The sequence below is a fragment of the Chryseolinea lacunae genome (assembly GCF_016735595.1).
In the GTDB taxonomy this organism is placed as follows: Bacteria; Bacteroidota; Bacteroidia; order Cytophagales; family Cyclobacteriaceae; genus Chryseolinea; species Chryseolinea lacunae.
In genome coordinates, this window is sequence record NZ_JAERRB010000004.1 from 429,906 (window position 1) to 444,240 (window position 14,335).

Here is a 14,335-nt window from a genome sequence, read left to right on the forward strand (position 1 = left end):
CTGAGCTAAATAAAAAAGCCGCAACGGGTTTCCGGAGCGGCTTTTTACTTTTTTATGAAATTCGTTAGTTCGACGCTTTCTTTTCTTTCATGGTTCCATAGATATAATCCCAGAACGGCGACGACACACCAAAGATGATGTCGCCATGCTTGTAGTGATGCATGCTGTGATTGATCCAGAGTTTCCGGAAAAAATTCTTTGGCGGCTGATGTGCATGCACCACATAGTGCACGGCCAGGTAGCCCGCATACCCCACCAAAAATCCGGGCAGGAAAGCAAACGTGAAGTCTCCCAACACCACGCGCAACAAAAGCAAGAGCACTGTCGATATGGTCACACTCAACAATGGAGGCATGGCCAGGCGGTCTTTATCTTTTGGAAATTCGTGATGCACACCGTGCATGATATACTGCGCCTTCTCACGCAGTTTAGTATAGGTCGACATGTGGAAAAGGTGACGGTGCACATTGTACTCCACCCACGAAAACGCGACCACGCCCAGGAAAAACAGGAGCGATGTTTGAAACACCGAAAGCGATGTGTGGGTCACACTCCAGTAGAGCAGGGCGATGGAATAGGAAAAGAAAATAATAAGCGGAACCGCGATGTGTGTGCGGGAAAGTTTTTCCAGCACAGGGCTTTTGAATAATTGTTTTGTGCCTTGGTTCTTCGGTTTAACGTTTTGCTCCATTACATCCGATTGCATGGTTGTCACGAATTTAGAAACAGATTTTTTGTAACTCAAGAGTTTATACGGTCACAGCGCTGCTTTTGATGCAGTTTTTTCCATGACCCGTTGATAATAACCCTCATACAGCGGTAAAATCTGGCTAATGTCGAACTCCTTGGCGCGTTTCAGAGCGTTCTCTTTAAAGGTGGGCAAGTTATTTTTATCCAATACGAATAATGCCTTTTTCGACATGTCCTCCACATCACCCACCGGGCTCATAAACCCGGTCACTCCCTGCACATTCAGTTCGGGCAATCCTCCTGTGTCGGAAGAAATCACCGGCACTTCACATGCCATCGCCTCCAGCGCCGCCAACCCAAAGCTCTCTTTTTCAGAGGGCATCAGGAACAGGTCGGCTACGGACAATACTTCTTCTACCGCTTCTAGCTTTCCGAGAAACCGCACATCCTGATGGATGTTCAGCTCACGGCACATGGTCTCGGCCTTGCTTCGTTCAGGACCGTCTCCAATCATTAACAACTTTGCGGGCACTTCGGCGTGGATGTCGGCAAATATTTTTATCACATCGCCCACACGCTTCACCTTGCGGAAGTTCGACGTGTGCACCACCAGCACTTCGCCGTTGGGACAGATGGCTTTTTTGAAGTGATCTTTCTTCTGTTTCTTGAATTTCTCCAGGTCGATGAAGTTGGGAATCACTTCGATTTCGTTGGTGATCTGAAAGGAGTGATAGGTTTCTTTCCGCAGGTCTTCCGACACGGCCGTCACACCGTCTGACTGGTTGATGCTGAAGGTGACCACCGGCTCATAGGATGCATCCTTGCCCACCAGCGTGATGTCGGTGCCGTGAAGCGTGGTGACCACGGGAATGATGATGCCCTGCGTCTTCAAAATTTGTTTGGCCATGTAGGCCGCCGACGCGTGAGGGATGGCATAGTGCACATGCAACAAATCAAGCTTTTCGTTTTTCACCACGCTCACCATCTTGCTGGCCAACGCCAACTCGTAGGGCGGGAAATCGAACAGCGGGTAGGAGTGAAAATCCACCTCGTGATAAAACAGATTTTCGTTCAGAAAATCCAGGCGGGGTGGTTGCGAATAGGTGATGAAGTGAACTTTATGATCTTCTTGTGCCAGTGCTTTGCCAAGTTCGGTAGCAACAACACCGCTTCCGCCAAAGGTGGGATAGCAGACAATTCCAATATTCATGTTCGGGTTCGTTGGTAGTAGTTTGTGTTCAGGCTGCCACAGGGCAGTGGGTGTGAGTGTGTGAGACGCGTTGTGAGACTACAAAACTACGGAGTGAGACGAATCCTGCACACATTTATTGCTACCGGCGGCTGCTCATAACGTCCTGTTCGGGTTCCTTGTCGTCGTCGGGAGCCTCGCCACAATAGGCGAAAATCGCGTCGTAAACCACGTCTTGTATGCGAGAACGTATATTGGCATTATTAAGTTTATTGCTCCGGTCGGGATACACCCGGTTCGACAGAAAAATATAAACCAGGTCAAACTCGGGGTCCACCCACATGCACGTGCCCGTGAAACCCGTGTGGCCAAAGGTTTTGGGTGAGGCTTTCAGCGACGTAGGACTGTTCCAGTCGCTTTGCACAGGCTTGTCCCATCCCAATCCACGCCTGCTCTTGTCGAACTGCTTGGCCGTGAACGTCTGAACGGTCGACTTCCGGTAATAGCGCAGGCCGCCATATTCGCCTTCCTGCAAAAGCATCTGGCCCAGTTTGGCCAGGTCGGTGGCGTTGCTGAAAAGTCCTGCGTGGCCCGCCACACCGCCCATCATGGCCGCCCGTTCGTCGTGAACGGTGCCCGCGATGCGCGTCTTCCTGTAAATCTTGTCGTCTTCCGTGGGCGCAATGCTTTGCAGCGGGAAGCGGCTCAGCGGAAGATAACCCGTGGTGTAGGCGCCCAGGGGCTCATACAAATTCTGATGCAGGAATTCGTCCAGCGGCTGGTTCAGCAACCGTTCGGCCAGGCGTTGCAGCATCAGAAATCCCAGGTCGCTATACTTATAGGCAAAGGGTGTGCGTGCAGGCCGCTCCACCAATTTCGACTTGGCAATCCACGACCACACCGAGTCGCGGATGTTGGGCGCTGCATAGAGGTTGCCCGACACCTGCAACGGATAATGTGCGTCGCGCTTGCGGCTATAGTAGAGCGGGAGGAAGGTGGTGTCTTTCACCGTCTCGTTCCACATGGGCACAAAGGGTGTGAGGCCGGCCTGGTGTGTCAGGATTTCCAGCAAGGTGATGTCTTTCTTGTTGGTGTTCTTCAGCTCGGGCAGGTAGAACGATATTTTTTTATGCAGGTCGATCTTGCCGTGTTCATACATAAACATCACGGCCTGCAGCGTGGCACTCACCTTTGTGAGCGAGGCCAGGTCGTAGATGGTTTCGCTGGATACGGGCGAGGTTTTGTCGTAGGTGAGGGCACCGAAATTTTTGTCGTAGATAACTTTGCCGTGACGGGCCACCAGCACCTGGCAGCCGGGTGTGGCGTTCATGCGTATGGCTTCGCTCACGATGCTGTCGATCTTGGGCAGCAGGCGGCCGTCCATGCCCGCGTCTTCGGGAATGGAATATGAGAGACGTTTCAGCGAGGCAAAAGTGTGGCCTTGTCCGGAGCGGAGTTGGGGCGCGGCGGTGAAGGGCAAATGTCCCTGTGCCGGCAACGCGCCGAAAATGATCTGGGGCACCGCGCGCAAGGTCTCCGGTGTGTTGGCATAGGCTGTGATCACGGTGGGATAGTTGCCCGCCGTTTTCAGAAACGACTCGTTGCCAAAGTCACAATAAATCACTTCGCGGGCCGGCGTCAGCAACTTCAATAATTGTGTTAAGCGGTCAATCACGGCCGTGGTAGTCTGCGGAAAGATGCCCACCACAATCACTTCCTGGTCGTGCAGTCCATCCGACAGTTCCATCAGATCGCTCTTTTCGTCGAGCGTGAAATAGGATGCGTTGGCGTATTTGCTCAGTACATTAAAAAATTCTTTGTTCGGTTCTTCGGCCTGGCTCGAGATGTAGGCAAAGTGTTTGTTGTCGACCACCTTCAGGGGCAACACCTGGTTTGTGTTGTTCACCACGGTGATGGCCGCTTCATACAACTTCTGATTCATCAGCTTGGCCGACGATCCGTTGAGGCGGGCCACGAGGTTGTCGGCGATCACCGGTTTGCGTTTGGCGAGACCGGCGTCATATTTAAAAGCCAGAATTTTCTTTACGGTTTTGTCAAGCTGGCTTTCATACGCATCGTTGCCCTTCACCAGTTTTTTGATTTTGCGTATAGCCGGCCCGATTTGTTCGGAGCCAATCAGAATGTCGTTGCCCGCCTGGAAGGCAAACATCTCTGCTTCGCCGGTGCGTATTTTCTCCGTCACCGTTTTCACCTGGTGCAGATCCACAAACACAAGGCCGTTGAAGTTCAGTTTGCCTTTCAGCCACTCGCCCGTAAAAAACAGCGAAAGGGTGGAGGCGTCGAAGTTGTTTTTGCGGGCCAGGTTTTTACTTTCATAAAACAACGGAAACGTGGAGGCCGCGGGCATCACACCCGCCAGGTTGCTTTCGAAGAGTTTTATATAGGGATAGGCCTTCACCGAGTCGAGTGTGGGTTTGATAGTGGGAATGTCATTCTTCACATCCAGCACGGTCAGCCCTTTCACGGTGAAATGTTTGGCGCAGGCCAGCACACCGTGGTCCTGCAAGCCACGCATAAACGCGGTGGCCTTCGCGGCAACATTCACCTTGTCTTCACCAAATGACCGGTAGCTCACCAGTGGATCTTGCGGGTTGCTGCTCACGTCGGCTGTGGGACCAAAATTTAAATTCACACCCAACACTTTCATCTGTCGCGCCACTTCCCGGCCGGCCAGGTAAACCATCGAATCGTTTTTGATGGCACCCAACACCAACGGTCGCGGCAGGCTCAGCGTGCTGTCGACCGATTGGCCCAGTCCCCACTCGGCGTCCTGGCCAATAAACAGCGGGATGCGCGATGCGGCTTGAAAGCTGTTGGTGGCTTGCGCCTGATGCGTGGGGGTTTCGTATTGAAAAATCACGCCGCCCACATCATGGTTTTCGATGGCGTCGTTCACGGCGTGAAGCTCGTCTTTGTTGGCGTTGGGGGGCACGGTCACCATGAACAGCTGACCGATCTTTTCTTCCACGGTCAATGCGTGGAACACGCTGTCGACCCAATGATTTTTTCGCGTTTGTGCATGAGCCACGGCAAGTCCGCAGCCGAGGAATAGAAATGAGAGGAAAACTTTCTTTACCATCAGGCCTTCAGGTTAAAAATGAAAAGGTTCGAAAAAAATTGTGTAAAGCTCCAGCCTATAAAATTAGCGAATTGAAAGGGCTATTTAAACATTCCGGTCACCGAAGATGTTGAACGGCAAGACGAACGCAGGACCTGCCCGGTCAATGGACGTCATCGGTGACTAACGCTCGATCACATTTTTCGATATCGCCCGACCCTTAAATAACTCCGCGCAAGCCGCGAATGTTCTTTCACATTTGTCTTTAGAATACAACCGGAATGCCACATTTTTGTGACCGGTTACCCCTATATTCATTGCATGCCTGACATCATCCAGCTTTTGCCCGACTCCATCGCCAACCAGATTGCCGCCGGCGAGGTGGTGCAGCGACCGGCGTCGGCAGTGAAAGAGCTGATGGAAAACTCCATCGACGCCGACGCCACCCACATCAAACTCATCCTGAAGGAAGCGGGCAAAACCCTGCTCCAGGTGATCGACGATGGCAAGGGCATGTCGGAGACCGATGCACGCATGAGCCTCGAACGGCACGCCACCTCCAAGATCCGCTCGGCCGAAGACCTCTTCACCCTCCACACCATGGGGTTCCGCGGCGAAGCCCTTGCGTCGCTGGCGGCCGTGTCGCAGATGGAGCTGAAGACGCGCCCAGCCGAACAGGAACTGGGCACGCTGCTGGTAGTGGAAGGCTCGGACGTGAAACGTCAGGAACCCGTGGCCTGCGACAAGGGCACGAGCATCAGCGTAAAAAATCTTTTCTATAACATTCCCGCGCGTCGGAATTTTCTGAAGTCGAACGCAAACGAGTACCAACACATCGTGGACGAGTTTCAGCGGCTGGCGTTGGCCCATCCCGACGTGGCGTTTCAGCTCATCGAAACCGACACGATCGAATACGACCTGCACCCCGGCAAGCTGAGTCAACGCATCGTCAGCATCTTTGGCAAATCCTACCAGGAACAACTGGCCGCCTGTCAGGAAGAAACGGCACTGGTGAAAATGACCGGCTATCTGGGCAAACCCCATTCGGCCAAGAAAAAACGCGGCGAGCAATTTTTGTTTGTTAACAAACGATTCATCCGCAGCGCCTACCTCAACCACGCCGTGATGAGTGCCTACGAAGGGCTGCTCCCCGAAAACACGTTTCCGTTCTATGTGCTCTTCATCGAGATCGATCCCAAACACATCGACGTGAACGTGCACCCCACCAAAACCGAAATCAAGTTCGACGACGAACGGGCGGTCTATGCGGTGGTGCTGTCGGCTGCGCGCCAGGCCCTGGGCGCCCATAACCTCATGCCCGCCATCGACTTCGATGCCGATGTGAACATCATCTCCAAACTCTCGGGCGACCCCACGCAATCGCGGGAAGTATATTTCGAAGAACGGTTCAGCACGGCCCTGCACCGCGGCAACAAAGAGAATTGGGAAAAAATCTACGAAGGCGACGCGCCCACGCCGCGGTTCACGGTGCCGGCGGAGCAACCGCCCGTGCAAACCCTGCGTTTCGAGAGCGCCCTAAACCAGGGGCCAGACGCCGCGCAGGAACAAAAAACATGTTTCCAACTTCATAACCGCTATATCGTTAAACAGGTGAAATCGGGGATGATGGTGGTGGATCAACAGGCGGCACACGAGCGCATTTTGTACGAAAAGTTTCTGGCGCAGGCCAAAAACAAATCGGCGCAAAGCCAGCAGAGCCTGTTCCCTCAGGCCATCACGTTCAACGCCGCCGACTTTGCCCTGGTGCTGGAGATGCAACAGGAAATAGAGGCGTTGGGCTTCCGCATCGAAGTGTTTGGCAAAAACACCTTGCTGGTGAACGGTGTGCCCGGTAATATTCCGGCCAGCCGCGAAAAGGAATTGTTTGAAGGGCTCATCGAGCAGTTCAAGATCAACCAATCCGAACTTTCCCTGCCATTGCGCGAAAACCTGGCCCGCGCCCTGGCCCGCCGCGCCGCCCTCAAAAGCGGACAGGTGATGGCACGCGAGGAAATGCAGGCCCTGATCGACAATTTGTTTGTGTGCACCACGCCCAACTATGCGCCGGACGGGAAGCCCACATTTTTTATTTTTGAGTTGAATAAAATAGAAGCTTACTTTCGATAGACTATAGAGTTAGTAATTAAACCACCCTTATGCTGAGACTTACGCCGGTTGTACGAAGTTTAATCATGATCAACGTCATTGTGTTTGTGGCCGCCTTCCTCGCGGGAAGCATTATGCCGCAAGTTGACATCGGCTACTGTTTCGGCATGCCCGGCGCTGGTTCCGACGACCTGATTCACGCTTACCTCTCGTTGTTCAACGTGAAAACAGATTGTTTTAAGCCCTACCAGCTTTTCACGTATATGTTTGTGCACGGCGGCTTCATGCACATCTTTTTCAACATGCTGAGCCTTGCCTTCATGGGTCCCATTCTCGAAACCTATTGGGGCACAAAACGCTTCACGATATTCTACCTCGTCTGTGGCATCGGTGCCGGTATATTTAATATTTTTATAGACCAGTTTCTGGGGCTGGGATCATTCAGCAGAATGGTGGGGGCCTCGGGCGCTATCTACGGCATTTTGATGGGCTTCGGCATGATGTTTCCCAACATGGAAGTGCAACTGCTGATTCCCCCCATACCTGTCAAAGCAAAATATCTGGTGTTTATACTAGGAGCGTTGAATTATATGATGGATCCAAGCGGTAACACGGCGCACTTTGCCCACTTGGGAGGAGTTGTTTTTGCATACTTCCTCGTCACTGCGTGGAAACGTGAAGGAGGAAATTACTAGGAACAGAGGCTTATATGTTCGAAGACTTTAAAAACGCATTTCACCGCTACAACAATGCACACGTGCAGATGATCATCATTAACGTGGTGATTTTTTTGGCCATGTCCGTCATCTTCGTGGTCAGCGATCTGTCGGGCGCGTCGTGGTTTGGTGATTTTATTGAGAGGCAGTTTGCCATTCCTTCTGCCCTTCCGGAATTGCTTGTACGTCCCTGGACGTTGGTGACGTATATGTTTGCGCATGGCCGGCTGGATGTTATGCACATCCTGTTCAACATGCTGGCGTTGTATTGGTTCGGCAGCCTCTTCGTGGAGTATCTGGGCAGCGACAAGATGATTGCGCTGTATGTTATGGGTGGACTTGCCGGTGCGTTGATCTATCTGGTGATGTTCAACACCGTGCCATTTTATATCGAAAGAACACACGGCATGTCGTCGTATATGGTTGGCGCCTCGGCCGCCATCTACGCCATTGTGGTGGGCGTGGCGACGCTGTTGCCCGACTACACATTTTTCATGTTGTTTCTGGGGCCGGTGCGCATCAAATACATTGCGGGCTTCTATGTTGTGTTGTCATTCCTCGGCACAACCCAGGCCAACGCCGGTGGCAACCTTGCACACCTTGGAGGCGCGCTCATGGGCTTTGTCTACATCAAGCAATTGCAGAGCGGGAATAACCTGGGGGGCTGGGTCACCTTCATCATTCAAAGTGTGAAAAAATTACTGGCGCCCAGGCAAAACGTTAAAGTGACCTACCGCAAGGAAGCGTCATCGGCGGCGCGCAAGGCGACGAAAGGCTCCAACATCTCTCAGGCGGAAATAGATGCCATACTCGATAAAATTTCTGATGGCGGCTATGAAAGCCTCACCAAAGAAGAAAAAGACAAGCTCTTTCACGCCAGTAAAAAATAACACGCCTCGTAGTTAAAGGCGTGTTATAAAATTATCGAGTCGTTAAAAACGTGCGAATGCCGGCGGCCATCGCTTCCGGTTTTTCTTCCTGCACAAAATGCCCGGCATCGTCGAAGGCGATATACTGTGCATAGGGCAACTTCAATTTCCAGTGATTCAATTCAGCAGGCAACACAAACGAATCTTTCATTCCCCAAAAGAATAAAAACGGTTTGTCGCGCACGGTATCAAGCCGTTCCCACAAGCCCTGCCACCATTCGTTAGCGTGCGACATCTCCAGTCCGAAACCATATGGGCCTTTGCGGCTTCCGCGTGGCAAAGCATGTTTGTAGTGCTGATGATTTTGTTTCGTGAGTTTTTTCTTGTCGCCATAGGCGGCCGGCATAATGGTGTTGACGGGTGCGTTGAGCGTGACATACAGAAATTTCCCCAGCAACGTACGGATCAATCGCGCAGGCCGTGCATAGTGTGGTTCGTTTTTCAGCGAACGCATCCACGTGTTGGAGAGAACAATCCGGTTAATGTTTTCGGGATGGTCCAGCACATAGCGCATGGCAATGCTTCCTCCAAAGTCGTTGGCCACGATGGTGATGTTTTTGAGGTCGAGTTGTTGTATGAATTTCTCCAAGCGTTGGGAGTGCGCGGCGCACGTATAGAACTCGCCCGGCGCCTTGTCAGACAAACCAAACCCCAGCAGGTCGATGGCCACACAGCGAAAACTATCGCGCAGTGCCTTCACCACGTCGCGATAGGCAAACGACCATTCCGGCGTGCCGTGCACAAACAAAATCACATCGCCTTTGCCTTCGTCGATGTAGTGAAGTTCGTTATCGTCTATAGTGAGCCAGCGCGAAGTGAACGGGTAGCGTTGGCGGTCTACCCAGGCGGGAGCGGTTTTCATGCATACGGGGTTTAGTTACCTATACGACGGAGCGTTCGCTAATGATACGCGCGCTCAAAGAAAGATCGCAGCGACGACACAATTTCTTCGGGATCGGTCGAGTAGAGCACCGGGCGACTTTGCTGGTTAAATTTTGCCAGCGTGCTGTAATACTCCGTTTCCGAAATCTCCAGCTCCTGCATGATGGTTTCCCGCAGCGTGGCATCGTTGATCACCTGGATGTAGGTTTTGATGCGGTCGTTTTCGTTGATGAGCTTCACCACCTTGCGTCGTTCTTTCTGGCCCCGCGAAAAATATTCCCACGGACTTGAGAACGCGTCGGCTGTGGTCATCTTGCGCGGCTTGGCATGTTCGGTGCGGGTCACTTCATTCTCGGCAATGCGCGCGCCGGTCACCGTAATTTCCTTCAGCATCTTCACACGCTCGCCCATGCGGATGAGAATGTCGTCTTCTTCAAACAACAACGGAATTTCGACGGTGCGATAACCCAGGTACGAGAGCACCAGGGTGTCGGTAGGCGCGGTCACCACCGTGAACACGCCGTTGGCGTCGGTGAGCGTGCCCCGGTGTTTGCCCTTCACCACCACGTGCACGCGGGCAAGGGCCGACATGGCGATGGAGTCTACCACAATGCCCCGCGTTCGCTTTTGGGGCGCGGTCTGTGCCCAACCTGAACCTACTACTAAGACCAGCAGTCCCACCAACCATCCTATTTTTTTCCAGCGCATCATGCCTATCCCGTTCTTGAAACCGAAAGTTTTTTTGTCTGGACTAGGATGCACGAAACGGTCATTAAGTTTTATTGGCCAGCTGTCCGCAGGCGGCGTCGATGTCTTTGCCCCGGCTTTTGCGGATGCGGGTAGTGATGCCGTTCCGTTCCAGCAGGTCCATATACATGTTCAGCGAGTCTTCCGAAGCCTGCTGAAACTCGCCGTCGTCGATGGGGTTGTATTCGATGAGGTTTACTTTGGAGGGAATGATCTTGCAGAATTTGAGCAACGCCCGGGCATGTTCTTCGGAGTCGTTAATGCCTCTCCACACCACATACTCGTAGGTGACCTTGCGTTTGGTCTTGGCATACCAATAGCGCAGCGATTCGCCCAACTCGTCGAGGGGATTGGTGTCGTTGATGGGCATGATGGACGAACGCGTTTTGTCGAGCGCGGCGTGCAGCGACACCGCCAGGTTGAACTTCACACCGTCGTCGGCCATTTTCTGGATCATTTTGGCAATGCCCACGGTGCTCACGGTGATGCGCTTCGATGCCATGTTCAGGCCTTTTTGTGCTGTGATCTTTTCGATGGCCGTCATCACGTTGGCATAGTTCAGCAACGGTTCGCCCATGCCCATAAACACGATGTTGGTGAGGGGGCGGTTAAAAAACAGCTCGGCTTGTTCCTTGATGGCCACCACCTGGTCATAGATTTCGTCGGGACTGAGGTTGCGCTGGCGTTTGAGACGAGCCGTAGCACAAAATTTACAGGCCAGGCTGCAGCCCACCTGCGACGAAACACAGGCCGTGATGCGTTTTTCGGTAGGGATCAAAACCGACTCCACCACCATGCCGTCGAACAGCGTCACGGCGTTCTTGATGGTGCCGTCGGCGCTCCGCTGCATGTGGTCTACCTTGATGTGGTTGATGGTGAAATGCGTTTTCAGCATGTCGCGCAGGCCAATTGACAAATTGGTCATCTGGTCAAAATCCTTGGCCGACTTGTTCCACAGCCATTCATAGACCTGCTGTGCCCGAAAAGCCTTCTCTCCATGCTCCACAAAAAACGCCTTCAGCTCGTCGAGCTTCAGCTTTCGAATATCACGCTTGGCCGTCGTTTCTACCATGCGGCAAAGGTAGGGAAAATGAAGGACGTAGGGGCGACTCGGGGAGTCTCAAATTTCGGACGCTATTTGACCCGCAGAAAAATCTTGGTCTCGCACACCCGGCTGCTGTTGGTGATGATGAGCGAGTCGGCGTCGAATTTTTCCACAGAAAAGCCTTCGATGATGGTTTGCGATTTTTTGTCGAGGATGTAAAGACCCTCGCCGTTGAATTTGTAGAGGAAGCTCTTGGAGTTATAGGCCTTTTTGCGACTGATGATTTTGGTGCTTTCCTGCCCCGTGTTGTTGCTTTTGAATTCCAGGATCTGGGCCAGCCCACCGGCCGACGACATGCCTTTCATGTCTTCCACCAGCGCATCCGTGTCGGTGTCCTGATCGGGAAGGTCGTCTTCCACACAATTGCTTTGTTTCACCAGCTGCCATTTGCCTACGATGGATTGGGCTGGACTATGCACGCAGTACACTACGGATACGATCAGAAGCAGCAGGGTTTTCATGGCGTGAGGTTTAACCAAATTTAACCAAAATTCAGGCCATTGAATGGACCCTTCGCATAATTTTGCCGCCCATCAGCGCCATGTGTTCCCGTTTTGTTCGCAGCTGGCGGCGGGTCATTCACAAACCCGATATAAATCCATGCACGGCCTGCGTGTTTGTTTGAAAACTCGCTTTAATAGCCGAAATTTTCACCCTTCAAAACTTAGCGCATGGAGAAAAGTAATGCAATTGTCATCACAGGAGGATACCTGGCCAGCAGCAATGCCAAAACCGCCCATGGACTGATCCGCGGCACGGATCGTTTCAATATTGTGGGCTTTGTCGATTCAAAAAGTTTTGGCAAAGACGCCGGCGAAGTGCTCGATGGAAAAAACAGAAACATCCCCATCTATGCCACCCTGGAAGATTTTCTGAAGTCGGGCAAAAAAGCAACCTATTGCATCGTGGGCGTGGCCACCAAAGGCGGCGTCATTCCCGATTCGCTGCGGGCCGAATTAAAAGAAGCCTTGCAAAACGGCTTTCATCTTGTGAACGGTTTGCACGAATACGTTTCCGACATCCCCGAACTGGCCGCGCTGGCCCAACAAAAAGGGCTGGAAATAATCGACGTGCGCAAGCCTAAAAAATTTAAAGACCTTCACTTCTGGTCGGGCAAAATCAAAGAGGCAAAGTGCCCCAAGATCGCCGTGCTGGGCACAGACTGCGCCCTGGGCAAACGCACCACCACACGCTTCCTCGTAGAGGCCATGCGCAAAGCCGGCTACAAAGCCGAGATGATCTACACCGGCCAAACCGGCTGGATGCAGGGCGCCAAATACGGTTTTGTGTTCGACTCCACCCTCAACGATTTTATTTCAGGCGAAATGGAACATGCCGTGGTGACGTGCTATAACGAAGCCAAACCCGACATCATTTTCATTGAAGGCCAATCGGCGCTGCGCAACCCCAGCGGCCCCGCCGGCGCAGAGTGGATTGTGTCGGCCGATGCCGACGGCGTGGTGCTGCAGCACAACCCCGCGCGCAAACAATACAAGGACATGGAATATTATCCGGCCTACCTGCCCACATTGAAAGATGAAGTGGCGCTCATCAAAATCTATGGTGCCCCCACGGTGGCCATCACCATCAACTCGGCAAAAATGTCGGAACAAGATGCGCGCGAATCGGCGAAAAATTATCAGGCCGAACTGAACATACCCACTGTGCTTCCCCTCGAAGACGGCGTAGATAGCCTGGTGCCCGTGTTTGAAGCCATGATCAAAAAAAGCCTCGCACACGCTGACTAAAAAACACACGGAACAACGATAATCATCAATCTAAACCACTGAGAAATTTTTCCGATGAAGATAAAAGACATAAAAGTATGGAGCGTTGACCTGGGCAACACCAAACCCTACACCATCGCGTTCAAAACAGTAGACGAAGTGAAGAACGCGTTTGTTGAAATCACCCTCGACAACGGCCTCACCGGCATTGGCGCCGGAAACCCCAGCGAATACGTTGTGGGCGAAACACTCGATCAGTGCCTCGATGCCTTGCAAGAAAAAAACATCGAGTTCCTCATCGGTCGCGACATCCGCGAAATCAACCAGCTGACCTTTGAAGTGTGGAAGCGCCTGCCGGAAAATCCTTCTGCCCGCGCCGCCCTCGATATTGCACTCTACGATGTGTTCACCAAATTTCTGGATGTGCCCCTCGTGAAATTTCTGGGACAAAAAATCAAGAAGCTGCCCACGTCAAACACCATTGGTATCAAGAACGTGGAAGAGACGTTGAAAGAAGCCGAAGACTATATCAAACGTGGCTTCCGTGTGCTGAAAGTGAAGCTGGGCCGCGACCTCATGGAAGACGTGGAGCGCATCATGAAGCTGCGCGAAAAATTTGGTCCAGGCATCGTTATCCGCATCGACGCCAACCAGGGCTATACCGTGGAGCAGACCATTCAGTTCTATGGTCGCACCTATGACCTGGATGTTGAACTTATCGAACAACCGTTGCCCGCGAAAGCAATTTCTGAAATGAAAAGCCTGCCGTCGGAAGTGCGCCAGAAAGTGGCCGCCGACGAATCGCTCATCACACCCGCCGATGCCATCGAACTGCTGAAGCCACCCAAGGCCGCAAAAATTTTCAACATCAAGCTGATGAAATGCGGCGGCGTGAGCCAGGCCTTGAAAATTGCCGACATCGGTCTGCACGAAGACATCGACTTGTTCTGGGGCTGCAACGACGAAAGCATCGTGAGCATCACGGCCGCGCTACACACTGCGTTTGCCTGCTCCAACACCAAATACATCGACCTCGACGGCAGCCTCGACCTGGCCCGCGACGTGGTGAAAGGAGGATTTATTTTGAAAGACGGCTACATGACCTGTTCCGACAAACCGGGACTTGGCGTGGAGAGAATCTAAAAAAGTATTAAGTATTGAGTCC

General features: G+C 52.6%; 12 protein-coding genes. 5 read left to right on the forward strand and 7 right to left on the reverse strand.

Features of this window, described 5'->3' with window-relative positions; genetic code table 11:
• Positions 1–64: 64 nt before the first annotated feature.
• The 3 genes from JI741_RS14645 to JI741_RS14655 form a co-directional block, all read right to left on the reverse strand.
• A complete protein-coding gene (locus tag JI741_RS14645; RefSeq protein WP_236676070.1) occupies positions 65–706 on the reverse strand; it encodes a sterol desaturase family protein in 642 nt (213 codons plus the stop codon).
• A gap of 51 nt (positions 707–757) precedes the next feature.
• Positions 758–1,900, reverse strand: coding sequence for an N-acetyl-alpha-D-glucosaminyl L-malate synthase BshA (gene bshA / locus JI741_RS14650; RefSeq protein WP_202010734.1), 1,143 nt, complete (start codon positions 1,898–1,900; stop codon positions 758–760).
• 121 nt (positions 1,901–2,021) lie between these two features.
• Positions 2,022–4,979 (reverse strand): serine hydrolase domain-containing protein, encoded by a 2,958-nt coding sequence (locus JI741_RS14655; protein ID WP_202010736.1) that lies wholly within the window; start codon positions 4,977–4,979, stop codon positions 2,022–2,024.
• A 300-nt stretch (positions 4,980–5,279) separates the two neighbouring features.
• Here JI741_RS14655 and mutL point away from each other — a divergent pair, with 300 nt between their 5' ends.
• Genes mutL through JI741_RS14670 form a run of 3 tightly spaced genes read left to right on the forward strand, consistent with a single transcriptional unit; the run spans position 5,280 to position 8,670 of the window.
• Positions 5,280–7,085: a DNA mismatch repair endonuclease MutL gene (gene mutL, locus JI741_RS14660; RefSeq protein ID WP_202010739.1), complete on the forward strand. Its 1,806-nt coding sequence runs from the start codon at positions 5,280–5,282 to the stop codon at positions 7,083–7,085.
• Between the two features lie 29 nt (positions 7,086–7,114).
• Positions 7,115–7,759 (forward strand): rhomboid family intramembrane serine protease, encoded by a 645-nt coding sequence (locus JI741_RS14665; RefSeq protein ID WP_202010741.1) that lies wholly within the window; start codon positions 7,115–7,117, stop codon positions 7,757–7,759.
• A gap of 14 nt (positions 7,760–7,773) precedes the next feature.
• Positions 7,774–8,670, forward strand: coding sequence for a rhomboid family protein (locus JI741_RS14670; RefSeq protein ID WP_202010743.1), 897 nt, complete (start codon positions 7,774–7,776; stop codon positions 8,668–8,670).
• 31 nt (positions 8,671–8,701) lie between these two features.
• Here JI741_RS14670 and JI741_RS14675 read toward each other — a convergent pair whose 3' ends face one another.
• From JI741_RS14675 to JI741_RS14690, 4 genes are all read right to left on the reverse strand, one after another.
• Positions 8,702–9,571, reverse strand: coding sequence for an alpha/beta fold hydrolase (locus JI741_RS14675; protein ID WP_202010745.1), 870 nt, complete (start codon positions 9,569–9,571; stop codon positions 8,702–8,704).
• 38 nt (positions 9,572–9,609) lie between these two features.
• Positions 9,610–10,302, reverse strand: coding sequence for a carboxypeptidase-like regulatory domain-containing protein (locus JI741_RS14680; RefSeq protein WP_202010747.1), 693 nt, complete (start codon positions 10,300–10,302; stop codon positions 9,610–9,612).
• Between the two features lie 61 nt (positions 10,303–10,363).
• Entirely contained in the window at positions 10,364–11,410 is a 1,047-nt protein-coding gene (rlmN, locus tag JI741_RS14685) for a dual-specificity RNA methyltransferase RlmN (RefSeq protein WP_202010749.1), read from the reverse strand.
• Positions 11,411–11,472: 62 nt separating this feature from the next.
• Positions 11,473–11,904: a hypothetical protein gene (locus JI741_RS14690; RefSeq protein ID WP_202010751.1), complete on the reverse strand. Its 432-nt coding sequence runs from the start codon at positions 11,902–11,904 to the stop codon at positions 11,473–11,475.
• A 210-nt stretch (positions 11,905–12,114) separates the two neighbouring features.
• On the opposite strand from JI741_RS14690, the gene JI741_RS14695 reads away from it, so the two are divergent.
• On the forward strand, positions 12,115–13,191 hold the full coding sequence (locus JI741_RS14695) for an N-acetyltransferase DgcN family protein (protein WP_202010753.1): 1,077 nt from the start codon (positions 12,115–12,117) through the stop codon (positions 13,189–13,191).
• A gap of 54 nt (positions 13,192–13,245) precedes the next feature.
• Positions 13,246–14,313 (forward strand): mandelate racemase/muconate lactonizing enzyme family protein, encoded by a 1,068-nt coding sequence (locus JI741_RS14700; RefSeq protein ID WP_202010756.1) that lies wholly within the window; start codon positions 13,246–13,248, stop codon positions 14,311–14,313.
• Positions 14,314–14,335 lie beyond the last annotated feature (22 nt).

Bases quoted from the DNA above. Each gene is read 5' to 3' on its own strand.
- JI741_RS14645 (WP_236676070.1), bottom strand. From the start codon at position 706: ATGCAATCGGATGTAATGGAGCAAAACGTTAAACCGAAGAACCAAGGC.
- bshA (WP_202010734.1), bottom strand. From the start codon at position 1,900: ATGAATATTGGAATTGTCTGCTATCCCACCTTTGGCGGAAGCGGTGTT.
- JI741_RS14655 (WP_202010736.1), bottom strand. From the start codon at position 4,979: ATGGTAAAGAAAGTTTTCCTCTCATTTCTATTCCTCGGCTGCGGACTT.
- mutL (WP_202010739.1), top strand. From the start codon at position 5,280: ATGCCTGACATCATCCAGCTTTTGCCCGACTCCATCGCCAACCAGATT.
- JI741_RS14665 (WP_202010741.1), top strand. From the start codon at position 7,115: ATGCTGAGACTTACGCCGGTTGTACGAAGTTTAATCATGATCAACGTC.
- JI741_RS14670 (WP_202010743.1), top strand. From the start codon at position 7,774: ATGTTCGAAGACTTTAAAAACGCATTTCACCGCTACAACAATGCACAC.
- JI741_RS14675 (WP_202010745.1), bottom strand. From the start codon at position 9,571: ATGAAAACCGCTCCCGCCTGGGTAGACCGCCAACGCTACCCGTTCACT.
- JI741_RS14680 (WP_202010747.1), bottom strand. From the start codon at position 10,302: ATGATGCGCTGGAAAAAAATAGGATGGTTGGTGGGACTGCTGGTCTTA.
- rlmN (WP_202010749.1), bottom strand. From the start codon at position 11,410: ATGGTAGAAACGACGGCCAAGCGTGATATTCGAAAGCTGAAGCTCGAC.
- JI741_RS14690 (WP_202010751.1), bottom strand. From the start codon at position 11,904: ATGAAAACCCTGCTGCTTCTGATCGTATCCGTAGTGTACTGCGTGCAT.
- JI741_RS14695 (WP_202010753.1), top strand. From the start codon at position 12,115: ATGGAGAAAAGTAATGCAATTGTCATCACAGGAGGATACCTGGCCAGC.
- JI741_RS14700 (WP_202010756.1), top strand. From the start codon at position 13,246: ATGAAGATAAAAGACATAAAAGTATGGAGCGTTGACCTGGGCAACACC.